Source organism: Actinoallomurus spadix, from assembly GCF_024055725.1.
Lineage (GTDB): Bacteria > Actinomycetota > Actinomycetes > Streptosporangiales > Streptosporangiaceae > Actinoallomurus > Actinoallomurus spadix.
Window position 1 is genome coordinate 395,520 of sequence record NZ_JAMXMX010000001.1, and the last position, 20,101, is coordinate 415,620.

Consider the following 20,101-nt stretch of genomic DNA (forward strand, 5'->3'; position numbering starts at 1 on the left):
CCACCGTTCGGATGGGGGTGGCGGGCATCCGGCGGCCACCTCGGCCGTCGTCGGGCGGGTGGCTTGCCACTCACGGCCCGAGCGTCGTGCGGACGAACGTGGCCGCGCGGGTCATCGCCGCGTCGGCCTCGTCCCACGAGGCGGCGAATGACTGGAAGACGTGCGTCGCCTGCGCGGTGACGTCCAGCGTCACCGACACGTCGGCGGCCACGAGCCTTGCCGCAAGCCGGGTGGAGTCGTCCAGCAGCACCTCGTCAGAACCGACCTGGATCAACGTGGTCGGCAGGCCGTGCAGGTCCGCGAACAGCGGGCTGTGCTGTTTCGCCGCGGATGCGTCGCCGACGTAGTCACGCACGCGGCGTTCGAGGGCGGTGCGGTTCAGGATGAAGTCAGCCTCGGCCCTGGCCGTCATCGAATCGCCGCTGAGCGTGAGGTCGACCCACGGCGAGAACAGCAACGCTGCGGCGGGCATCGGCTCGCCGGCGGAGGAAAGCGCCGCCAGCAGGCCGAGCGCCACTCCGCCGCCGGCCGACTCGCCGGCGACCACTACCCGTTGCGGGTCGGCGCCGGAGGCGATCAGGGCGCGATAAGCGCGTACCGCGTCCTCGGTGGCGGCAGGGGCGGGATGCTCGGGTGCCAAGCGGTAGTCGACGGTGATCACCCGCGTCTGTGACCTGCGGGCGAGGTCTGCCACGATCCCCAGCGAGCTGCGCGCCGACCCGAAGACGTACGCCCCGCCGTGGAAGTACAGGACGGTGCCGGCGCAGGGCTCGTCCGCGAGTTCGACCAACAGGCCGGGGATCGTGTCGTAGTGGGTTTCGGTGACGATGACGTCCTCAGGGACGGGATGGTGGGACAACAGCTGCTCGAACAGGATGCGCTGTTCGTGGACCGCGCCGCCGAGGTCGAGGGGGGACGAGGCGCGAAGCCGCCGGATGGCCTCTCGCTGCTCGCGGCTCATATCTGCTCCTTGCTGTGAGTTCGGTCGGCCGTGTTTCGGACGGGTCTTGAGGGTGTGAGTCAGACGTTCCGGGCGTGCTCGATGAGAAGGTCGGCGAAGGCGTCCGGCTGGTCGATCGGGGTGATGTGGCCGCAGTCCTCGAGCAGGTGCTGGGTGAGGCGGCCGGTGATCGGCTCGAGCTGCCCCGCGGTGGCCGCGCCGATCGCGCCACCGCCGATGGCGAGGGTCGGCATCGGCAGTCGCTGGTCCTGCGCCCAGTTCCCGATCCATTCCGCGGTGGCCGGCGCCGCGCGGTAGTGCTCGAAGGCATTGCGGAGACTCGTTCTGCCGCGATAGGCCTCGACGATCACCCGTGTGAGGTCTTCCGGCACACCTCGGCGGCTGCCGGCGGAGAGGAAGAAGCGGACGTAGCGCTCCGCCGAGTCCTCCAGGACGTCCTCGGCCAGACCACCGGGCGCCTGGTGGAAGCCGAACCACCACGGCGGCCCCTGCCGTAGGAAGGACTCGGCGCCGGGCAGAAGTCCGACCAACCCTTCGGACAGGGTCAGGCTGGTCACGCGCTCGGGCGACAATGCCGCCATAGCGAATGCCGGAGTGACACCTAGATCGGTGCCGACGACGTGTGCCTCGCGGTCACCGAGGGCGTCCAGCATTCGGAGCAGGTCCGTGGCGATCGCGGATGCCTGGTAGCCACGGACGGCGGGTGTGCTGTCGCCCAGCCCGTGCAGGTCCGGCGCGATGGCCCGAAAACCCGCCGCGGCCAGCCGGGGCGCGACCTCGCGCCAGATCGCGCGGGTGTGCGGGAAGCCGTGCAGCAGCATCACGGCCGGCCCATCCCCGAGAGTCTCTACGGCGAGTTCGACCCCGTCGATCGGTATCCGGTGCACGGTCGCGCCGGGAAGGTGAGGAGAAAGCGTCATCTGGCGCACAGGTGTCCTCCATGGTTACGCTTAGGAACGTGGTAACGATAGGAGACCTCAGATGAGCGGGGAAGAAGGCACTTTGCCGACACCAGGTGACCCCGTGGTAACCACCTCACGGCAGGGGAACCTGTTCGATCCTCGGTGCCCGACAAGGCTCCTGCTCGATCGGGTGGCGTCGCGATGGACGACCATGGCGGTGCTGTCGCTTGCCGCCGCCGAGGGCGAGCTGCGGTTCACCGAGTTGAAGCGCGAGATGACCGGTGTGTCGCAGAAGATGCTGGCGCAGACCCTCAGGGCGCTGGAACGAGACGGACTCGTCGATCGTCGTGTCGAGGCGAGCAAGCCTCCACGGGTGTACTACCGTCTGACCGACCTGGGCACGACGCTCGTCGCGCCGCTACGGAGTCTGCGAGCGTGGGCTGAGCAGTACATGCCCCTGATCCAGCACAACTGCGCCACGTTCGACGCCGCCGACCGCCCGAACGGCCACGGCTAGCGACCGGCTCCACACCGAACCGGTCACGATGGGTATCGTCTCAGGCCGGCCGTCCCGCTCCGGTCTCGGCGGCGAAGCGCGCGGCGAACGCGGCGCGGTTGGCCGAGTCCGGGTTCCGGTCCCACACCGCGAACACCACGTGCTCGAAGGCGCCCGCGAACTCCCCGTCAGCCGCCAGGTGGGCGTGGAACGCCCCGGCGACCTGACGCGGGTCGTTGCGGAACACCCCGCACCCCCACGCGCCCAGGACGAGCCGGCGCGCACCGTGGTGGGCGGCCACCGCCAGCACCCGCCGCGCCCGGCGGCGCAGCACCTCCGGGATCCGGTCCGCCACGGCCGGGTCGCGGCGCAGCACCTCACCGGTGTTGGGCGCCGGGCAGGTCAGGAACGACACCGGGTACGGCTCGCGCAGCAGTTCTCCGTCGTCGCCCCGGTGGACCGGGACGTCGGGGGACCAGATGACGCGGTCGCTGTAGAGCAGGTCGCGGGAGGCGCGGTGCGCCTCGTAGTGGCCGGGGACGCGCAACAGGCACGGGTACAGCAGCGCGTGCCGGCACAGGTCCTCCTCCTGCGCGCGGGCGCCGCCGAGGTATCCGCCGCCCGGGTTGCGGGCCGAGGCGAAGTTCAGCACGGCGATCCGGCCGGCGCCCGAACCGGTGCCGTCGCCGTTGTCGCTGCCCGTGCCGTCGCCGGTGTCGTGAAGCCGCCGGGCCGCCTGCAGGCTGCCCTCCGCGGTGACCTCGAAGCGCGTCCGGTGCCCGGCCCCGGCCGCGGGCGGCGGGATCGGCCCGTCCGGGGGATGGCCGACCGTGCCCGCCATCGCGGCCTCCAGCGCCGGGCCGATGACGACGACCGTGCCGTCCGCGGTGGTGTACGCGCCGTCGGCGACGATCCGGGCGTTGTCGTCGGCGTACCGGCGCAGGCGCGCGCTCACGCGCGGGCCCGCCACTCGTCCTCGAGCATCGCGTAGATCACCTCGTCGGTCCACTCGCCCTTGACCCACTCGTTCTGCACCAGGTGCGCCTCTCGGCGCATGCCGAGGCGTTCCAGCACGCGGGCCGAGGCGGTGTTGCGGCCGTCGAGGCGCCCGACGACGCGGTGCAGGCCGAGCCCCTCGAAGCCCAGGCGGAGCATCACCGCGGCGGCCTCGGTGGCGTACCCGCGGCCACCGTGGTCGGGGTGGAACACGTAGCCGATCTCGCCCTGCCGGTGCTCGCGGCTCGTCCACATCAGCAGCACGTCCCCGACCAGGGTCCCGGACTCCGGGAGCACCGCGGCCAGCTGCAATCCGTTGTTCTCATCGGCGAGCACCGACGAACGGATCTTCTGCCGCAGCGCCTCGCGGACCTCGTCGCGGTCGCGGGCGTCCCAGTACAGGTAGCGGGCGACCTCCGGCCGGGACTGGATGTCGTGCAGGGCGTCCAGATCCCCCGGGGTGTAGGGGCGCAGGTGGAGCCGTTCGGTGACGATCGGGTAATCCGGCTTGAGCACCAGATGATCGTATTGCCCGCCGCGCGGCCGCCGCCCGCGATCACGCGCTTCGGCGGCCTCAGCCGTAGAAGCCCGTGACCGGGACGCGGGCCTCGTCGAACAGCGCGGGACCCTCCTGGGGCACGACCGGCCAGCCGGCGCCCGGCGTCAGCGCGTCCGCCTGCTCGGTGGACAGCGCGAAGACCACCCGGCCCAGCCCGGAGCGCTGGATGCCGCCATAGCACATCGTGCAGGGCTGGCAACTGGTGTACATGGTGGTGGCCGCCGCGGTGGCGGGGTCCAGCTCGCGGGCCGCCCACCGGGCCAGCTTCAGCTCCGGGTGGGCGGCGATGTCACGGTCGCTGAGCACGGTGTTGTGCTCCTCGGCGAGCACGGTGCCGTCCGGGCCGACCAGCAGGGAGCCGTACGGGGCGTCCCCGCCGGTGGTCGCGGCGGCGGCGAGCTCGATGGCCCGGCGCAGGAACCGCTCGTCCTCAGGTGTCACGGTCGCTCCGTTCGTCAAGGTCGTGGGGTCGGGTTCCAGTGGTCGGCCACGGTCGCGAGCGCGCTCCAGGCCGTCTGCGGACGCAGGGTCTCGGCGGGATCGCCGAGGAACGGGTCGAGGACGACGGTGTCGGCGCCCAGCAGGCTCAGCTGCTCGAGGTCGCCGACGACCTGTTCGATCGAGCCCTCGCCGAGCCGGCGCTCCGGGCCGGGGAGGGGGGAGTCGGTCAGCCGCAGGAGGATGCGGGGCGCCAGCGCGGGCACCGGGCGCCCGAGCTCACCGGCGAGGGCCCGCATCCGTCCCACCGCGTCGCGGAGACCGGACGGCGTCAGGTCGCGCAGCGGATGCCACGCGTCCCCCAGGCGCACGGCCCTGCGGATGCCCGCCGCGCTGTTGCCGCCCACCCAGATCGGGATCGGCCCGCTCCGGTAGTCCGTCTCCTCCGCCCACGCGGCGCGGACGGCCCGCAGGTGCTCGTCGGTCAGCGCGCCGCGCCGTTCGAACGGCACTCCGAGCGCGTCGAACTCCTGGCGCGCCCAGCCGACGCCCACGCCGAGGACCAGCCGGCCGCCGCTGAGGTCGTTCAGGTTGGCCGCCATCCGGGCGAGCAGGAGGGGATGCCGGTAGGGCACGATGACCACCGAGGTGCCGAGCCGGATCCGGTCGGTGACGCCCGCCAGCCAGGACAGCGCGGTGAACGGCTCGTAGAACGGCGCCGGATACTGCGCGGCGACGTCCGGCGTCACCACGAGGTGGTCCGACAGCATCAGCAGGTCGTACCCGAGGGCCTCGGCCGTCCGAGCCCATCGGCGCAGCACCTCCGGGTTCGTGCCCGGTCCGTAGTTGGGAACATTCACCCCGACGCGCATGAGGAAGACGCTATCGAGGGCGCCCGCCCGCCTGGAAGAGATCATTCACGGCGTACGGAGCCGGTCGCCGGGGATCCGCCGGTATATTCCGCGAATGGCCGAGAATCTCGACGCGACCGACTGGGCGATCCTGGCCGAGCTGCAGCGCGACGGCCGGGTAGCCCTCACCGAGCTCGGCCGCCGCGTCAGCCTCAGCGCCTCGGCGGCGACGGACCGGCTCAGGCGGCTGGAGTCCCTGGGCGTCATCACCGGCTACCGCGCCGACATCGACCTGACGAAGGTCGGGTACCCCGTTCTGGCGGTCGTGCGGCTGAAGTACCCCGGCAGCCGGCACGAGCCGCTGCACCGGCTGCTGGAACGGCGCCAGGAGGTCCTGGAGTGCCTGCGGACCACGGGTGAGGACTGCTACACCCTCAAGGTCGCCGCCGGATCCATGGCCCACCTCGAACGCCTCGTCGACGAGCTGGCGCGGTTCGGCAGCACCACGACCAACGTCGTCTACAGCCAGACCCTGCCCTACCGTGGCCCCGGCACGCCGCCGGACGAAGGACGGCCGTGAGGATGAGCGGCGCACCAGAGCAGGAGGGACGGCGGGACACGGTGGTCAGCGTGCGCAGCCGGCTCGTCGCCGGCTATGTCCGCGTCAGGCGGATGAACCGCCCGTACGTCACGGCCGCAGGAGCACGGGACCACCTCCGGGAGCGGACGCTGCGCCCGCAGCCGTACGGGCCGCCCCGCCGGCTCCGCGCCGACGTGACGGTCTCGGTGCGGCGGCCGTACGGCTGGCCGGTCTACACCGTCGCCCCACGCGGGCGCCGGCCCCGAGGCTGCGTCGTGTACGCGCACGGCGGAGGGTGGGTCAACGAGATCGTCTCCCAGCACTGGCGGCTGGCCGCGCGGATCGCGGCCGACGCCGGAACGGCCGTGCTCCTGCCGATCTATCCGCTCATCCCGTACGGCACGGCCGGGGAGGTCGTCGGGTGTGTCGCCGACCTGGTCCTGGCCGCCCGGGACGAGCACGGCAGCGCGCGCCTGGCCGGTGACTCCGCGGGCGGGCAGATCGCGCTGTCGGCCGCCGTGGTCCTGCGCGACCGCCATCAGGTGACGCTGCCGCGGACCGTGCTGATCTCACCCGCGCTCGACCTCACCTTCGCCAACCCCGGCATCGACGCCGTGCAGCCCAGCGACCCGTGGCTCGGGCGCGACGGCGCCCGGGTCTTCGTCGAGCACTGGCGCGGCGACCTGCCCATCACCGACCCGCGCGTCAGCCCGCTGAACGCGGACCTGCGCGGGCTGGGGCCGGTGACGGTGTTCTGCGGCACCCGGGACATCCTGCATCCGGACGCGCGCCTCCTGGTGGGCAAGGCGACCGAGGCGGGCGTCGACATCGAGTTCCACGAGGCCCCGGGCCTCGTGCACGTCTATCCACTCACCCCGACTCCCGAGGGCAGGGCCGCCCGGGCCGTCATCGTCGACCGGCTGCGCGCCGCGCCGGCCCCCGCCTGAGCGCGGCGTCCCGACGCAGGCCCGGCGGCGACTCCGGGCTCGGCCTGTTCGCCGGCCGGCCATCGGGTTCGGTGCGCCCTCTCCGCTGTCCGGAGCGTTCATCAGGAGATGAGCAGGTTCAGGGCCAGGACGGCCATCACCAGGCTGGACACGGCAGCGGTGGCGAGCCGTCCCCGGGCGCCGGTCAGGGCCCGGCCGAGGAGCGCGCCGCCGCAGGCCAGCAGCAGCTGCCACGTCGCGGACGCGGCGAAGGCGGCCAGGACGAACACCGCCCGCTGCGCCTGGCCGGCGGTCACCGCGCTGTGGCCGCCCAGCACCAGCGCCGCGAAGTACACGACGGTGATGGGGTTGAGCAGTGTGATCCCGAGCAATCCCAGGTAGGCGCGCCCGGGACCGGTCGGCGGTTCCGCGCGCCGGGTGGGCGTCAGGCGCTCGCGGTACCGGGCCACCGCCCCGGCCAGTCCCCGGACGGCCAGGACGAGCAGCACGACGGCCGAGCACCAGCGCAGCGGCACCAGTACGGGCCGGATCGCGGCCGCGACGGCGGACCCTCCGACCGTCGCGACCAGCGCGTACAGGCCGTCGGCGGTGGCCACGCCGAGCGCGGCGCACGCGCCTGTGGTCAGGGATGTCCGGCTCGTCAGCGCGATGAGGTAGGCCGCGACCGCTCCGACGGGGACCGCGATGCCGTAGCCGGCGAGCAGCCCCGCGACCAGGGCGGCGATCACGATCGTGCGGTGATCGGCCTCCGCGGACGCCCCGGCTGCTGCTGGACCCGCGCCGGAAGGACGGCGATGGTCGGCGGCAGTACGGTGCGGGTCGTGGTCATGCCCGGATCCTGCCCGTCGCCCGGCGCGCGCGGCAACCGGTTTTCCGGCGGCCGGGCCTGGCCGTACGCGCGGTTCCCCCTGCGGTGAGCACCCGTCATGCCGGCCGCCGGGACGCCCGGGAGGCGTGACCCGGCGGGACCCCGGTCAGCGCGATTCGCTCGCGCCGACGCCCTCGGTTCCGAGCATGTCCAGCAGAGCCAGGGCGTCCGCGTCACGGGATCCCTGGGACGCGGTGTACAGCACGAGATGCTGGTCGCGGTCGGTGAGTCCGAGGGAGTCGCAGTCGAGGGTGATCTCCCCGACGGCCGGGTGACGGAAGGTCTTCGTGAGCGTCGGCGCCGCCCGCACGTCGTGCCGTTCCCAGAGCCGGGCGAACTCGGGGCTGCCGTCGCGCAGTTCCTCGACGAGACCGGTCACCGCGGGATCCGACGGGTACCGGGCGAGGGTGGACCGGAGTCCCATCACGACGTGGTGCCGGAACTCGGCGGCGTCGGAGATCCCGTACGGCGGCGCGTCCGGCCGTGCCGGCCCGAAGAACGCCTTACGCGCGAGATTGCGGTCTTCGGGGGCGAGCGCGGCGAAGTCCTCCATCAGGGCCGCCGCGAGATCGTTCCAGGCGAGCACCTCGAACGCCGCGGACATCACGAACGCGGCCGTCTGCGGGAGCCGTTCGATGAGTGCGAGGATGCTCGGGCGCACGTCGCGCCGATGCAGTCCGGTCTGGATCGGCGCGGTGCCCGCGAGGACGTGGAGGTGGTCGGACTCGGCGGCCGTGAGTCGCAGCGCGCCCGCGATCCCGGCGAGGACCTCGCCCGAGGGACGCGGTGCCCTGCCCTGCTCGAGCCGGACGTAGTACTCGGTGGAGATGTGGGCGAGGACCGCGACCTCTTCGCGGCGGAGACCCGGCGTCCTGCGTCGTGAGCCTGAGGGGAGGCCGACGTCCTCCGGCCGGAGCCGCTCGCGACGGCTGCGGAGGAACGCGCCGAGCTCATGCTTGTCCATGTCCCGATTGTGCACGCCGCGCGGCCGTTCATCGTAGTACCGCCTGTGCCTGTCTCCGGGTCCCCGGGGCGGCGCATGCTGCCGGCATGACGAACGACATCGACACCACCACGCCCGTCGGCCTGCTCACCGGCAAGGTCGTGTTCATCACCGGCGCCAGTCGCGGCATCGGCGCCGCCGCCGCCCGGCTCTTCGCCCGGGAGGGCGCCGCGGTCGTGCTCGCCGCCCGCGACACCGCCGCTCTCGACCGCATCGTCACCGAGATCCGCGCCGGCGGAGGCGCCGCCGACGCCGTCACCATGGATCTCGCGGACCACGCGAGCATCCGCGCCGCCGTCGGCCGCGTCGGGGAGTTGCACGGGCGGCTGGACGGCGCCTTCAACAACGGCGGGGTCGCCCAGCGGCCCGGCCCGCTCGACGCCACGAGCGACGAGGACATCGACCAGCAGTTCGCCGTGAACTTCCGCGCGCACTGGATCGCCATGACCGCCGAGGCCGCGCTCATGCGGCGCAGCGGCGGTGGGGCGATCGTCAACACCTCCAGCATCGGCAGCCGCCGCGCGGTACCCCCGCTGCCCGCCTACGGCGCCATGAAGCGCGCGCTCAACAGCATCACCGAGACCGCCGCGGTGACCTGGGCCCCGCAGGGGATCCGGGTGAACGGCATCACCCCCGGCGGCACCGCCACGGAGATGATGGAGGAGTGGGAGGCGGTGACTCCCGGCATCATCGAGGCCAACAAGGCGGCGACACCGCTCGGCCGGATGGCCGAGCCCCGCGAGGTCGCCGAGGTGGCCGCGTGGCTGCTCAGCGACCGGGCCTCGATGGTGACCGGCGCGATCGTTCCGGTCGACGGCGGCGCCGGCGCATGAGAGGGAAGCTCTTCTAACGGCATTGCTACGATGTAAACGTTAGAACTGATCGATCGAGGAGTCCGCCGTGGCCGTACGACCGCCCGTCCCGCCGTTCACCCCGGAGACCGCGCTGCAAAAGGTCCAGGCCGCGGAGGACGCCTGGAACACCCGCGATCCCGAACGTGTGGCGCTCGCCTACACCGAGGACTCGGCCTGGCGGAACCGCGACCGGTTCGTCACCGGCCGGGCTGAGATCATCGCGTTCCTGCGCGACAAGTGGGACCGGGAACTCGACTACGCCCTCCGCAAGGAGCTCTGGGCGTTCCACGGCGACCGGATCGCGGTGCGCTTCCAGTACGAGTGCCGGGACCCGTCCGGCCAGTGGTGGCGCAGCCACGGCAACGAGCTGTGGGAGTTCACCCCCGAAGGCCTGATGAGCCGCCGCGAGGCCAGCATCAACGACGTCCGCATCACCGAGGCCGACCGGCGCATCTTCGGTCCACGGCCCGCCGGCGAGCGAGGTGTCCTCCTGCCGATCCGGTAAGACTGGACCGTACGTCCGGCCGCCGGGCGATCCGCCCGGCGGCCGGCCATCCGGACCGCGGTCTCCACCGGTGGCGCCGAGCCCGGCGCCACCGCCTCGCAGAAAGACTGAGCATGACCACCACATCGCCGGTGACCTTGGAAGACGTCCGTTCCGCCGCCGCGCGGATCGCGGGCGTCGCGCACCGCACTCCGGTGCTGCGCTCGCGCACACTCGACGCGCTCGTCGGCGCGGAGGTCTTCCTCAAGTGCGAGAACCTGCAGCGCATCGGCGCGTTCAAGTTCCGCGGGGCTTACAACGCCGCCTCCCGGCTGACACCGGAGCAGCTGGCCAAGGGCATCGCCGCGTACTCCTCGGGCAACCACGCCCAGGCCGTCGCCCTCGCCGCCCGCGAGCTCGGCACGACCGCCGTGATCCTCATGCCCGAGGACACCCCGCAGTCCAAGATGGACGCCACCGCCGGGTACGGCGCGGAGATCGTCACCTACGACCGCTACACCGGCGACCGGGTCGCCATCGGAGAGGCGATGGCGGCCGACCGCGGCCTGGCGCTCATCCCGCCGTACGAGCACCCGCACGTCATCGCGGGGCAGGGCACCGCCGCACTCGAGCTCATCGAGGAGGTCGGCGACCTCGGCGCCCTGGTGGTCCCGGTCGGCGGCGGAGGGCTCATCGCCGGCAGCGCCACCGCCGCCAAGGGCCTCACCCCGGCGAGCCGCGTGATCGGCGTGGAACCCGAGGCGGGCGACGACACCAAGCGCTCCCTCGAGGCGGGCCGGCGCGTGTCCATCCCGGTACCCCGCACCATCGCCGACGGGCAGGCCGCGGACATTCCCGGGGAGCTGACGTTCTCCATCAACCGGCGTCTGGTCGACGAGATCGCCCTGGTCACCGACGATCAGATCCGCGCGGCCATGCGGCTGGCCTTCGAGCGCCTGAAAATCGTCATCGAGCCGAGCGGCGCCACCCCGCTCGCCGCCCTCCTGAGCGGCCGTATCACCCCGCTGCCGCCGCGCGTCGGCGTGATCGTCTCCGGGGGCAACATCGGCGCGCGGCGGTTCGCCGAACTCTGCGGCGACTGACCGGTCATGACCGCTCGCCGGGCCCCCGCGGCACCCGCCCGCCCTGACCGGCCCGGGCAGGGACGGTCACCCGACGAGCGACTGGGTGCCGAGAACGGTCAGCAAGGCCAGGCGCTCGGCGTCCTCGGTTCCGGGCTCGGCCGTGTAGATCATGATGTTCAGGTCGCTGCCCGCCACGGTCACCACGTCACAGTCCAGCGTCACGGCGCCCACCTGCGGATGGTCGATGGTCTTGCGGGCGGCCTCGTGACGGCCGACGGCGCCGGAGTCCCACAGCTCGGCGAACAGCTCACTGCGCGCCCGAAGCTCCGCCACCAGCCGCCGCAGCGGCTGGTCGGCCGGGTACCGGCCGACGGCCGCGCGCAGGCCGGCGACCAGGGCGGTCCGCAGCGCGTGCTGGGTCTCCGGGGTCTGCCGGACCCGGCTCTCGTAGCCGAGGAAGTTCCGCCACACGGCGTTGCGCTCGTTGCCCCGCCAGCCGGACGGGTCGCCCATCAGCGCGGCGTACGGCGGGTTGGCGACGAGCAGCGTCCAGGCCGCGTCGTAGACCGCGACGGGTGTCCCGGCCAGCCGGTCCAGCATCCGCTGGACGCTCGGGGTGATGTACGCGGGCACCGTGTCGGGCCCCGGCGGCACGAGCCCGGCCAGGCAGAACAGGTGGGCCCGTTCGCCGTTCGACAGCCGCAGTGCCCTGGCCAGCGCCTCGACGACCTGCGGGGACGGGTTGGCCGCGCGGCCCTGCTCCAGGCGGGTGATGTAGTCGACGGAGATTCCGGCCAGCAGCGCCAGCTCCTCACGGCGGAGACCCGGCGCCCGCCGCTGACCGCCGGCGGGCAACCCGACGACCTCGGGTGACAGGCGGTCGCGCCAGCGATGCATCGCCCTTCCGAACTCTGTCGTCGCCATGCCCACCAGTGTGCACCGCCGGCCGGGGAAGTGCCTGGTACCGGTGGTCCCAGGAAGATGGGACGGCTGGCTGACGCCGTGGCGCGGCCGCAGCCTGGAGCCATGACGACAACACTGATCACCGGGGCGAACAAGGGCCTCGGCTTCGAGACCGCCCGCCGCCTCATCGCCGCGGGCCACACCGTCTACATCGGCAGCCGGGACGCCGAACGCGGCCGCCGGGCCGCCGAGCGGCTGGGCGCGCGGCTGGTCCTCCTCGACGTCACCGACGACGCGTCCGTCGCCGCGGCCGCCAAGACGATCGAGGCCGACGGGGGACTGGACGTGCTGGTCAACAACGCCGGCGTCGAAGGGCGCACGCCGGACGGGGGAGTGGTCGGCGCCGCCGACACGACCGCGGACCTGATGCGGGAGATCTTTGAGACGAACGTCTTCGGCCTGGTACGCGTCACCCATGCCTTCCTTCCGCTGCTGCGGCGGTCCGCGGCCCCCGTCGTGGTCAACGTCAGCAGCGGCCTGGCCTCGCTGACCGGCGTCACCACCGAGGGCACTCCCGTGTACCTCTACCCGGGGGTCGCCTATCCGGCGTCGAAGACCGCTGTCAACATGGTCACCGTGCAGTACGCCAAGGCGTTCCCGGACATGCGGATCAACGCGGTCGAGCCCGGCTACACCGCCACCGACCTGAACGCCCACACGGGCATCCAGACCGTCGAGGAGGGCGCCGAGATCATCGTGCGCATGGCCCAGGTCGGCCCCGACGGCCCGACCGGCGGCTACTTCACCGTCGAAGGCACGCTGCCCTGGTAGCAGAGCCGGTGGTGCGGCGCGGACCTGCGCGAGGTGACCGTATCGGCCGGACGCGGCACCCTCCGGTCGCCGTCGAGCAGGTCCTGCCGCTGGGGGAGGCCGCCGAGGCCTATGAGCTGAGCGAGACGGGCTGTGCGAGGGGAAGATCGTCCTTCCGGTGGTGTGACGCCGAACCCCTGTCGCGCACCGGCCGCCGGCTGGGGCGGTAGATTCGGTCCGACCGTTCGGCTCGATCGGGCGTGGAACCGGCGGCGTGAACCTCGTCACGGGCGCCGGGGTGGTGCGGGAGGAGTCGCGTGGAGAAGACGCAGGAGCAGCCGGTCGTCATCGACGGCGGCGACCGCGCCTGCGTCCGCCTTCTGCTCGAGCTGCGGGCCCGGATCGCCGAACTGCCCGGCGGCACCCTCATTCACCTCATCGCCGCCGACCCGGCCGCACCCATCGATCTGCCCGCCTGGTGCCACCTGACCGGCCACGCCTACCTCGGCCCGGTCCCCACCGCGCCGGAGGGAGCACCCGCGTACGCACTGCGGACCGCTCCCGCCCCCCGCGCCACCGACCCCGCCTCTCCCTGGCGGCCCCGGCGCTGACGCGGCAGGCGGATCCGCGCATTCCGCCAGGCCGGTCGCGCCACGGCCGCCGGGGAAGGATGACCTCCATGACGCCCGTCAGCGCTTCCCACCGGCATCCGTTGTTCGCCCGCCTCTACGCCCGCGCCTGCCCGCTGCTGGACCGGCGCCTGGCCGCGTACCGTCGGGCCCTGCTGGACGGGCTGTCCGGACGGGTCATCGAGATCGGGGTGGGCACCGGAGCCAACTTCACCCACTACCCGCACCAGGTCGAGGCCGTACTGGCGGTCGAACCCGAGCCGTACCTCCGGCGCCTGGCCCAGGCGGCCGCCGCCCGTACGCCCGTGCCGATCGACGTCACCGGTGGATCGGCCGACCGGCTCCCGGCCGCCGACGCCTCCTGTGACGCGGCCGTGACCTGCCTGGTGCTGTGCACCGTGCCCGACCCGGCCGCCGCCCTCGCCGAGATCGCCCGGGTGCTGAGACCCGGCGGGCGATTGCGGTTCCTCGAGCACGTCCACGCCGAAACCCCGGCCCGGCGGCGCGTCCAGCGCGTCCTCGACGTCACCCTGTGGCCGCGCCTGAGCGGTGGCTGCCACACCGGCCGCGACACCGCCGCCGCCATCGAACGCGCCGGTTTCACGATCGAGCGCCTGGACCGGCTCGGCTCCGGGGAGACCGGCATCCCGTTCCCCGCGGCCCCGCAGATCCTCGGCACCGCCACGGTGACGTCCCGGTCTGGACGGGCCGGCGACGAGTGACCTCGCCGAGGCAGGCACGGCTCCCGGGGAGTACCGGAACGGGACTCAGCGGTGGCGGGGCGGGGGCCTCGCGCGTCGGGTTTCCACCGGCTCATGCTCCGGCCCCGCACACCGATGACAGAAACTGACATCAACATGATGACGGGGACTGACATCGGCGCTATAGTGATGTCACAGACTGACATCAGGCTCCGCTCCCGGGGCGGGGTGGCAGGTCCGAACGGCACCCCTGCACGACCGGCGGCTGCACGGCCGCGAGGAGACCAACGACATGAACACCAAGAGCGCACACGAGCGAATCGACCCCGAACTCGCCGAGGCCCTGAAGGCGGTGCCGATGACGGAGGCAGGGGTGTTCGACCTCGGCGATCTGGAGGGCACGCGCGCCGGCGTCCGCGCCTTCGCCGAGGCGATCGCCGCCCAGACGCCGGATGAGCCGTCCGTGTCGGTCGAAGAGGCCGAGGTGGTCCGCCCGGACGGATCCACCCTCGCCATCCGGCTGCTGCGGCCGACCGCGGAGACCGGGCCCCTGCCGGTACTGCTCTGGTTCCACGGCGGCGGGCAGGTCCTCGGGTACGCGGCCCAGGACGATCCCACCCTCAAGCGCCTGTGCCTGAGGATCGGCTGTGCCGCCGCCTCAGTCGACTACCGGCTCGCGCCGGAGGCTCCCGCCCCGGCCGCCGCCGAGGACGGACTGCTCGCCTACCGCTGGCTTCGTAGCCAGGCGGCCTCGCTCGGCTTCGACGAGGGCCGCATCGCCTTGGCCGGGCAAAGCGGCGGCGGCATCGCCGCAGCCACCGCGCTCATGATCCGCGACCAGGACGAGCCGGCGCCACTCTTTCAGGCGCTGAGCTACCCGATGCTCGATGACCGCAACAGCACCGCTTCGAGCCACGAGATCACCGACATCGGCATCTGGGACCGCGCGACCAACATCCTCGCCTGGAACTCGATCCTCGCAGACCGCGCGGGCACCGACGACGTGCCGCCGTACAGCGCACCCGCACGCGCGACGGACCTTACCGGCCTGCCGCCCACCTTCATCGCGGCCGCCGAACTCGACGTCTTCCGCGACGAGGACCTGAGCTACGCGACGCGGCTCCAGGCCGCCGGCGTGCCCGTCGAACTGCACCTGTACCCCGGCGCCTACCATGCATGGGACCTCTTCGCCCCCGAAGCCGCATTGAGCGCCGCGTACGTCCACGCCTGGTACGGATACCTGCGCCGCCAGTTCAGCACCCGCCGGTCCTGAGCGCCCGGTTCGCGACCTCGCGGGCAGGGCGCCCCCGGACCTGCTGACAGCAGCCATCCCGCCGGGGACTCGCACCGGCGTTCCCCGCGGGTCGCTCGTCACCCCGTCGGCAGGCCGATCCGGTCGCGTTCGAGCCTGAGGCGGAGATCCGTGAGGGCCTGCGCGGCGACCGGGAGCGCTTCACCATCGAGGGCGCCTCCGACCAGTTCGGCGACCCGCTCGGTGAAGGTCTCCTCCGCCGCGTCGACGAGCCGCGCGCCGTCATCGGTCAGGGCCAGCAGCGATGACCGGCGATCCGACGGGTTCGGCTGCCGCACGACCCATCCCTGCTTCTCCAGCCGGTCGGCGCCCTTGCTGGTCGCCCCGATCCCGATGGCGAACTCGGTGGCGAGATCCGCCACCCGAGACCCGGGGTGGTCGCGGAGGTAGCGCAGGAACTCGAACTGTGAGGTGACGATCCCGTGCCGCTCGCGAAGCCGGTCGTTCACGGCGTTGTAGAGGCGCGTCTCGCACCGGACGAGATCGGAGAAGAAACCCGGGAGGTCGACCGGGTCACGGCCCGATTTATATTCCACCGCATTTAGTGTACGGGCACGCACCTGCGGTCAGGGTGATGCGCGTCCGGTGTGGACGTCACCGCCACCGGTCGTTCCGCCGGGAGGAGGCCGCCGGGTTCACCCAGGGGCGGTCCCGCCGCTGATGCGGAACCCCCAGAGCCGTCGCGCAAGGTCAGCGGGGGGTGAGGAGGCAGAACTCGTTGCCTTCGGGATCGACGAGGACCCGCCAGTGAAGGTCGGACTGGTCGATGCCGGGGTCGGTGGCGCCCAGCGCGCGCAGGCGGGCCTCCTCCGCAGCCATGTCGTCGCCGGGGTAGGGACTGATGTCGAGGTGGACGCGGTTCCACACGGTCTTGGGGTCGGGGGTGCGGACGAACTCCAGGTAGGGGCCGACCGCCTCGGCGGAGCGCAGGGTCGCGTGGTCGTCGGTGACCTCATGCAGGGTCCAGTCCATCGCCTCGTCCCAGAAGCGGGCCATGGCGCGCGGGTCCGCGCAGTCGACGACCACCGCGGCGATCGGGCCGGTGTCCTGGTAGCGCGGCCGGGGTTCCAGGACGCAGAACTCGTTGCCCTCCGGGTCGGCCATGACCGTCCAGGGGACGTCGCCCTGGCCCACGTCGGCGAGGGTCGCGCCGAGCTCCCGGAGACGCGCGACCAGCTCCGCCTGGTGGGCGGCCGAGGTGGTGGCCAGGTCGAGGTGCACCCGGTTCTTGACCGTCTTGGGCTCCGGGCGGGCGACGAGGTCGATGCAGACGGCGGCGGGATCGGGGTAGGCGAAGCCGACGGGTGTGAGGTTGGTGACGCCGGGCGCCTCGCTGTCGATGGCCCAGCCGAGCGCCTCTGCCCAGAACCGGCCGAGCGCGGAGTCGTCATGGGCCTTCATATTGATCTGCACCAGTCTCGTGGCCATGCCGGAGATCGTAAGGGCTGATGCCTACTGGCACCTCATGCAACGAGCCGCCGAGCGGGGTGAGGACCTGAGGCCGGATCGTCCCTGCGGCGTGGCCCGGAGGCCAGAGCGCCGAGCGCGAATCAGTCGGCGGGCTCGCCGAACCAGCGGGAGAGGTGGTCGTCCAGGTCCTGCTGATCGTCGCCGATCCAGGCGACGTGGCCGTCAGGGCGTAGCAGGACGCACGGAACATCCAGGTCCGCAGTGGGATCCGCGAGGTGATCGACCCGGTCCGACCAGCCGCCGGCGGTCAGGCGTTCGGTGCGGTCCAGTAGCAGACCGCGGCCGCGATGCAGCAGACCGTACAGGCGGCCCTGTCGCACGTCGATGTCACGCAGGCGGCGGCCGAGCAGGTCGGGGCCTTCGCCGAAGTCATAGCGGATGCCGATCGCGGTGATCTTCTCGATCAGATGGCGGTTCACCTCGTCGAAGTCCATCAGCTCGGTGAGCAGCCTGCGTACGGCCTGCGGGCCCGGTTCGGTGGACATCAGTTCCAGCTGGGCGCGGGTGTTGTCCAGTACCTCCTCGGCGACCGGCCGGCGTTCGGCCTGGTAGGTGTCCAGCAGTCCTTCCGGCGCCCAGCCGCGGATCTGCGCGGCCAGTTTCCAGCCGAGGTTGAATGCGTCCTGAACGCCCAGGTTGAGGCCCTGCCCGCCGACGGGGGGATGGATGTGCGCCGCGTCGCCGGCCAGCAGCACCCGCCCGACCCGATAACGCTCGGCCAGCCGGGTGGCATTCCCGAAGCGGGACGACCAGCGGGGGGAGTGCACGCCGAAGTCGGTTCCGGCGATGGCGCGCAGCCCTCGTTTGAAATCCTCGAGGGTGGGCGGTTCCGCGCGGTCGCCGGCTCCCGCGGCGGGGACCACGACCTGATAGACCCCCGCGCCGAAGGGCCTGAGCCAGAAACGCTTATCGGTCTCGCGGATCTCGGTCACCTTGGCGGCGATCTCCTCCCGCGGCGCCCCCAATTCCATCTCGCCCATCAGCGTGTCGGTCCGCGAGGGCTCGCCGGGGAAATCGACGCCGAGCAGTTTGCGCACCGTACTGCGCGCGCCGTCACAGCCGACGAGGTAGCGCGAACGCAGCCGTTCCCCGTCGGCCGGCTCGACGGTCACGCCCTCGTCGTCCTGCTCGATACCGACCACTGGACAACCGTGCCGGACCTGCGCGCCCAGTGCGATCGCATGCTCTTCGAGCAGGTGATTGATGACCGGCTGCGGAATTCCCAGCATGTAGGCGTGCGCGGAATCCAGGCCCTCGGGCGCGGGTTTGGGAATGGCGGCGAAGAAGCCGCCGGCCGGCCGCCGTCTTCCGTGTCCGAGGATTCGCGCCAGCAACCCGCGCATCGCCATCAGCTCGAGACTGCGAATATGCAGACCGACGATGCGGACGAACGACGCGGGCTCGGTCTCCTTCTCCAGAACGAGTACCCGCACATCGTGCAGCCGCAGTTCGGCGGCCAGCATCGCACCGGTCGGTCCGCAGCCGGTAATGATCACGTCGAAAATGGAGGGCGCACGATCGGCACCGGAGGCCGGTGACCGGACGACGCCGGGGACGTCGCCCACGGTTCGGCCAGGCTCGTCCATGCCGTTCGGCGACGGCTCGGCGGGGGAATGCAGAGAGTGCACAGGTGTTGCCCTTCGGGAGTGCCTTATCGTCGAGGCGCTCCCGGCGACACCTACGTCAATCGCCCGACCGTGACCGGAAGGGAGAGCACCCACATCGGTACAGCGTTCATGGGTCTCACCTCCTCGGGCCGTGCCACGGTCGGCTGCAAGCTACAAGCCCGAGCATCGTCCCGTCCACTCTTTTCAATCGGTGGATGCGCGGATGGCGGGTCCGGCAGCGGGGGGTGCGCAGCGAGCCGCCGATGTCGGAGCCGATGGACAGCGCTCCGGATCCGTACGCCAGGGCCGCCCGCGGACCAGCTGGAGTAACCCCCCGACGTGCGAGCGTGAACGGGCCGGGCATCACTCCGTCGTTCCGGAACCGGTATCCGCAGGATTCGATTCTTCGGTACGGGCGGCGCGCAGTTCGGCGGTGATGGCGCGCTCTCGCTGGGCGTCCGCCTCGGCGCGGGCCGCGGCGCGGTCGCGCTCGAGGTCACGGACGCGCGCCTGCTCGGCACTCAATCGCAGCCGCGCCTCCTCGAGCTCGCCGCGCAGGCGCTCGGCGGACGACCGGGCCTCGGCGGCTTCGGCACGGAGCCGTTCCGTCTCCGCGAGGGCGCCGTCCCGTACGGCGAGGGCGGCGGCACGCTCGGCGTCGGCGGAGGCCGCCCTGGCCTCGGCGCGCTCTCGGCCGGCCTCCGCGACCTCGGCCCGGGCGAGGGCGGCGGCCCGATCACGGTCGGCGTGTACCGCGGCGGTCCGTGCCTCGGCGAGCTCGGCGCGGGCCTCCTCCAGCCGGGCGAGGGCCTGCTCGGTCTCGCGTTCGGCGTGCCGGGCGGCGAGTTCCGCCTCCGCCTGGGCGCTCCGCGCGGTCTCGGCGTCCTGCCGGGCGCGTTCGGCCTGCGCGCGGGCCCGGTCGACGTCCTCGGCGGCCACCCGGCGGGTGTCCTCGATCTCCTGTGCGGCCCGCCGCGCCGCCTCTTCGGCGGTCTCCTCGGCCTGACGCACCAGGTCGGACGCCTCCGCCCGTACCCGCTCCGCCTCTGTACGGGCCTGCCGGGCCGAGGTCTGCGCGTCGTCGCGAGCGCGCTCGGCCTCCTGCGCTCGTTGTTCGGCGGCGTGGGCGCGCGCGTCGGCGTCCGCGGCCGCCTGCCGGGCCTGCTCGGCCATCCGGGTCGCCTCTTCCCTGGCGGCCATGGCGGCGGCGACCCGGGTCTGCGCCTGCGCGCGCTCGGCGCTGAGGCGAGCCTCGACACCGCGCGGGGACAGCTCGGACTCCAGCGCGGAGGCCAGTGGGGCGATGGCCGCGGCCAGGCCCTGTTCCATGCGGTCGTAGAGATCCTCGGCGCGGGCCAGCGCGCCGTCCAGGCCGGGGACCGCGCGGCGCAGCTCGCGGTCGCGTTTGGCGCGGGCCTGGCAGTCACCGTCGGGGCAGTACGCGCGCGGCCGGCCGCGCCCGCTCCGCTGGGGGACCGGCTTCCCGCAGTAACGACACGGCCGCTCGGCCGGCTGTGCCTCGTCCGTACCGGGGTCTTCCGCACTCGAGATCGTCACGGCGACAGTCTACATTTTCTGGTTTTCTGTTTCCAGTAAATAAGAAGTCCCAGAAAACCAGATGAGCAACCCACGGGAATGATGATTC

General features: G+C 72.6%; 24 protein-coding genes. 11 read left to right on the forward strand and 13 right to left on the reverse strand.

What is annotated here, in order from left to right; genetic code table 11:
• Positions 1-70: 70 nt before the first annotated feature.
• Together NE235_RS01765 and NE235_RS01770 are read right to left on the reverse strand one after the other, a co-directional pair.
• Positions 71-961 (reverse strand): alpha/beta hydrolase, encoded by an 891-nt coding sequence (locus NE235_RS01765; protein WP_252798872.1) that lies wholly within the window; start codon positions 959-961, stop codon positions 71-73.
• A 59-nt stretch (positions 962-1,020) separates the two neighbouring features.
• Complete coding sequence (locus NE235_RS01770) at positions 1,021-1,881, reverse strand: alpha/beta fold hydrolase (RefSeq protein ID WP_252798873.1); 861 nt, start codon at positions 1,879-1,881, stop codon at positions 1,021-1,023.
• A gap of 172 nt (positions 1,882-2,053) precedes the next feature.
• Here NE235_RS01770 and NE235_RS01775 point away from each other — a divergent pair, with 172 nt between their 5' ends.
• The gene (locus NE235_RS01775) at positions 2,054-2,380 is read left to right on the forward strand and encodes a winged helix-turn-helix transcriptional regulator (protein WP_252798874.1); all 327 of its coding nucleotides are present in this window, start codon (positions 2,054-2,056) and stop codon (positions 2,378-2,380) included.
• Between the two features lie 40 nt (positions 2,381-2,420).
• On the opposite strand, the gene NE235_RS01780 is transcribed toward NE235_RS01775, so the two are convergent.
• From NE235_RS01780 to NE235_RS01795, 4 genes are read right to left on the reverse strand one after another with little or no spacing between them, the layout of a single operon-like run.
• Positions 2,421-3,314, reverse strand: a complete 894-nt coding sequence (locus NE235_RS01780; protein WP_252798875.1) for a TIGR02452 family protein — start codon at positions 3,312-3,314, stop codon at positions 2,421-2,423.
• Positions 3,311-3,871, reverse strand: a complete 561-nt coding sequence (locus NE235_RS01785; RefSeq protein WP_252798876.1) for a GNAT family N-acetyltransferase — start codon at positions 3,869-3,871, stop codon at positions 3,311-3,313. The genes NE235_RS01780 and NE235_RS01785 overlap by 4 nt, the downstream gene beginning before the upstream one ends.
• Positions 3,872-3,929: 58 nt before the next feature.
• On the reverse strand, positions 3,930-4,355 hold the full coding sequence (locus NE235_RS01790; protein ID WP_252798877.1) for a nucleoside deaminase: 426 nt from the start codon (positions 4,353-4,355) through the stop codon (positions 3,930-3,932).
• 14 nt (positions 4,356-4,369) lie between these two features.
• Positions 4,370-5,224, reverse strand: a complete 855-nt coding sequence (locus tag NE235_RS01795) for an LLM class flavin-dependent oxidoreductase (RefSeq protein WP_252798878.1) — start codon at positions 5,222-5,224, stop codon at positions 4,370-4,372.
• A gap of 94 nt (positions 5,225-5,318) precedes the next feature.
• Between NE235_RS01795 and NE235_RS01800 the strand changes: the two genes are divergently transcribed.
• Positions 5,319-5,783, forward strand: coding sequence for an Lrp/AsnC family transcriptional regulator (locus NE235_RS01800; protein ID WP_252798879.1), 465 nt, complete (start codon positions 5,319-5,321; stop codon positions 5,781-5,783).
• 2 nt (positions 5,784-5,785) lie between these two features.
• Positions 5,786-6,730, forward strand: coding sequence for an alpha/beta hydrolase fold domain-containing protein (locus tag NE235_RS01805; protein ID WP_252798880.1), 945 nt, complete (start codon positions 5,786-5,788; stop codon positions 6,728-6,730).
• A gap of 101 nt (positions 6,731-6,831) precedes the next feature.
• Here the strand turns inward: NE235_RS01805 and NE235_RS01810 are convergent, their stop codons facing one another.
• Positions 6,832-7,458: a LysE family transporter gene (locus NE235_RS01810; protein WP_252798881.1), complete on the reverse strand. Its 627-nt coding sequence runs from the start codon at positions 7,456-7,458 to the stop codon at positions 6,832-6,834.
• Between the two features lie 9 nt (positions 7,459-7,467).
• Here NE235_RS01810 and NE235_RS01815 point away from each other — a divergent pair, with 9 nt between their 5' ends.
• On the forward strand, positions 7,468-7,647 hold the full coding sequence (locus tag NE235_RS01815; RefSeq protein ID WP_252798882.1) for a hypothetical protein: 180 nt from the start codon (positions 7,468-7,470) through the stop codon (positions 7,645-7,647).
• A 57-nt stretch (positions 7,648-7,704) separates the two neighbouring features.
• Here NE235_RS01815 and NE235_RS01820 read toward each other — a convergent pair whose 3' ends face one another.
• Complete coding sequence (locus NE235_RS01820) at positions 7,705-8,562, reverse strand: helix-turn-helix transcriptional regulator (RefSeq protein ID WP_252798883.1); 858 nt, start codon at positions 8,560-8,562, stop codon at positions 7,705-7,707.
• Positions 8,563-8,648: 86 nt separating this feature from the next.
• Between NE235_RS01820 and NE235_RS01825 the strand changes: the two genes are divergently transcribed.
• The 3 genes from NE235_RS01825 to NE235_RS01835 all read left to right on the forward strand — a co-directional run bounded on the left by NE235_RS01825 (position 8,649) and on the right by NE235_RS01835 (position 11,042).
• Positions 8,649-9,434 carry an SDR family NAD(P)-dependent oxidoreductase gene (locus NE235_RS01825; protein WP_252798884.1) on the forward strand — a complete coding sequence of 262 codons (786 nt, stop codon included), beginning with the start codon at positions 8,649-8,651 and terminating at the stop codon, positions 9,432-9,434.
• Between the two features lie 67 nt (positions 9,435-9,501).
• Positions 9,502-9,960: a nuclear transport factor 2 family protein gene (locus NE235_RS01830; RefSeq protein ID WP_252798885.1), complete on the forward strand. Its 459-nt coding sequence runs from the start codon at positions 9,502-9,504 to the stop codon at positions 9,958-9,960.
• Between the two features lie 113 nt (positions 9,961-10,073).
• The gene (locus NE235_RS01835; RefSeq protein ID WP_252798886.1) at positions 10,074-11,042 is read left to right on the forward strand and encodes a pyridoxal-phosphate dependent enzyme; all 969 of its coding nucleotides are present in this window, start codon (positions 10,074-10,076) and stop codon (positions 11,040-11,042) included.
• Between the two features lie 66 nt (positions 11,043-11,108).
• Here NE235_RS01835 and NE235_RS01840 read toward each other — a convergent pair whose 3' ends face one another.
• Positions 11,109-11,948 (reverse strand): helix-turn-helix transcriptional regulator, encoded by an 840-nt coding sequence (locus NE235_RS01840; RefSeq protein WP_252798887.1) that lies wholly within the window; start codon positions 11,946-11,948, stop codon positions 11,109-11,111.
• Positions 11,949-12,050: 102 nt separating this feature from the next.
• Here NE235_RS01840 and NE235_RS01845 point away from each other — a divergent pair, with 102 nt between their 5' ends.
• From NE235_RS01845 to NE235_RS01860, 4 genes are all read left to right on the forward strand, one after another.
• On the forward strand, positions 12,051-12,758 hold the full coding sequence (locus tag NE235_RS01845; RefSeq protein WP_252798888.1) for an SDR family NAD(P)-dependent oxidoreductase: 708 nt from the start codon (positions 12,051-12,053) through the stop codon (positions 12,756-12,758).
• A gap of 296 nt (positions 12,759-13,054) precedes the next feature.
• Entirely contained in the window at positions 13,055-13,348 is a 294-nt protein-coding gene (locus NE235_RS01850) for a sulfurtransferase TusA family protein (protein WP_252798889.1), read from the forward strand.
• 68 nt (positions 13,349-13,416) lie between these two features.
• Positions 13,417-14,088: a class I SAM-dependent methyltransferase gene (locus tag NE235_RS01855; protein ID WP_252798890.1), complete on the forward strand. Its 672-nt coding sequence runs from the start codon at positions 13,417-13,419 to the stop codon at positions 14,086-14,088.
• Between the two features lie 271 nt (positions 14,089-14,359).
• A complete protein-coding gene (locus tag NE235_RS01860; RefSeq protein ID WP_252798891.1) occupies positions 14,360-15,340 on the forward strand; it encodes an alpha/beta hydrolase in 981 nt (326 codons plus the stop codon).
• Positions 15,341-15,438: 98 nt separating this feature from the next.
• On the opposite strand, the gene NE235_RS01865 is transcribed toward NE235_RS01860, so the two are convergent.
• The 4 genes from NE235_RS01865 to NE235_RS01880 all read right to left on the reverse strand — a co-directional run bounded on the left by NE235_RS01865 (position 15,439) and on the right by NE235_RS01880 (position 20,013).
• A complete protein-coding gene (locus NE235_RS01865; RefSeq protein WP_252798892.1) occupies positions 15,439-15,915 on the reverse strand; it encodes a MarR family winged helix-turn-helix transcriptional regulator in 477 nt (158 codons plus the stop codon).
• 154 nt (positions 15,916-16,069) lie between these two features.
• Positions 16,070-16,807, reverse strand: a complete 738-nt coding sequence (locus NE235_RS01870; RefSeq protein WP_252798893.1) for a VOC family protein — start codon at positions 16,805-16,807, stop codon at positions 16,070-16,072.
• 122 nt (positions 16,808-16,929) lie between these two features.
• Positions 16,930-18,354 carry a rifampin monooxygenase gene (gene rox / locus NE235_RS01875; RefSeq protein WP_252798945.1) on the reverse strand — a complete coding sequence of 475 codons (1,425 nt, stop codon included), beginning with the start codon at positions 18,352-18,354 and terminating at the stop codon, positions 16,930-16,932.
• A 465-nt stretch (positions 18,355-18,819) separates the two neighbouring features.
• Positions 18,820-20,013 (reverse strand): hypothetical protein, encoded by a 1,194-nt coding sequence (locus NE235_RS01880; RefSeq protein WP_252798894.1) that lies wholly within the window; start codon positions 20,011-20,013, stop codon positions 18,820-18,822.
• Between the last annotated feature and the right edge of the window lie 88 nt (positions 20,014-20,101).

Excerpts from the sequence above, each read along its gene's own strand:
- NE235_RS01840 (WP_252798887.1), bottom strand. The coding sequence starts at position 11,948 with ATGGCGACGACAGAGTTCGGAAGGGCGATGCATCGCTGGCGCGACCGC.
- NE235_RS01820 (WP_252798883.1), bottom strand. The coding sequence starts at position 8,562 with ATGGACAAGCATGAGCTCGGCGCGTTCCTCCGCAGCCGTCGCGAGCGG.
- NE235_RS01765 (WP_252798872.1), bottom strand. The coding sequence starts at position 961 with ATGAGCCGCGAGCAGCGAGAGGCCATCCGGCGGCTTCGCGCCTCGTCC.
- NE235_RS01770 (WP_252798873.1), bottom strand. The coding sequence starts at position 1,881 with ATGACGCTTTCTCCTCACCTTCCCGGCGCGACCGTGCACCGGATACCG.
- NE235_RS01845 (WP_252798888.1), top strand. The coding sequence starts at position 12,051 with ATGACGACAACACTGATCACCGGGGCGAACAAGGGCCTCGGCTTCGAG.
- NE235_RS01805 (WP_252798880.1), top strand. The coding sequence starts at position 5,786 with ATGAGCGGCGCACCAGAGCAGGAGGGACGGCGGGACACGGTGGTCAGC.
- NE235_RS01835 (WP_252798886.1), top strand. The coding sequence starts at position 10,074 with ATGACCACCACATCGCCGGTGACCTTGGAAGACGTCCGTTCCGCCGCC.
- NE235_RS01800 (WP_252798879.1), top strand. The coding sequence starts at position 5,319 with ATGGCCGAGAATCTCGACGCGACCGACTGGGCGATCCTGGCCGAGCTG.
- NE235_RS01860 (WP_252798891.1), top strand. The coding sequence starts at position 14,360 with ATGAACACCAAGAGCGCACACGAGCGAATCGACCCCGAACTCGCCGAG.
- NE235_RS01795 (WP_252798878.1), bottom strand. The coding sequence starts at position 5,224 with ATGCGCGTCGGGGTGAATGTTCCCAACTACGGACCGGGCACGAACCCG.
- NE235_RS01855 (WP_252798890.1), top strand. The coding sequence starts at position 13,417 with ATGACGCCCGTCAGCGCTTCCCACCGGCATCCGTTGTTCGCCCGCCTC.
- NE235_RS01870 (WP_252798893.1), bottom strand. The coding sequence starts at position 16,807 with ATGGCCACGAGACTGGTGCAGATCAATATGAAGGCCCATGACGACTCC.
- NE235_RS01825 (WP_252798884.1), top strand. The coding sequence starts at position 8,649 with ATGACGAACGACATCGACACCACCACGCCCGTCGGCCTGCTCACCGGC.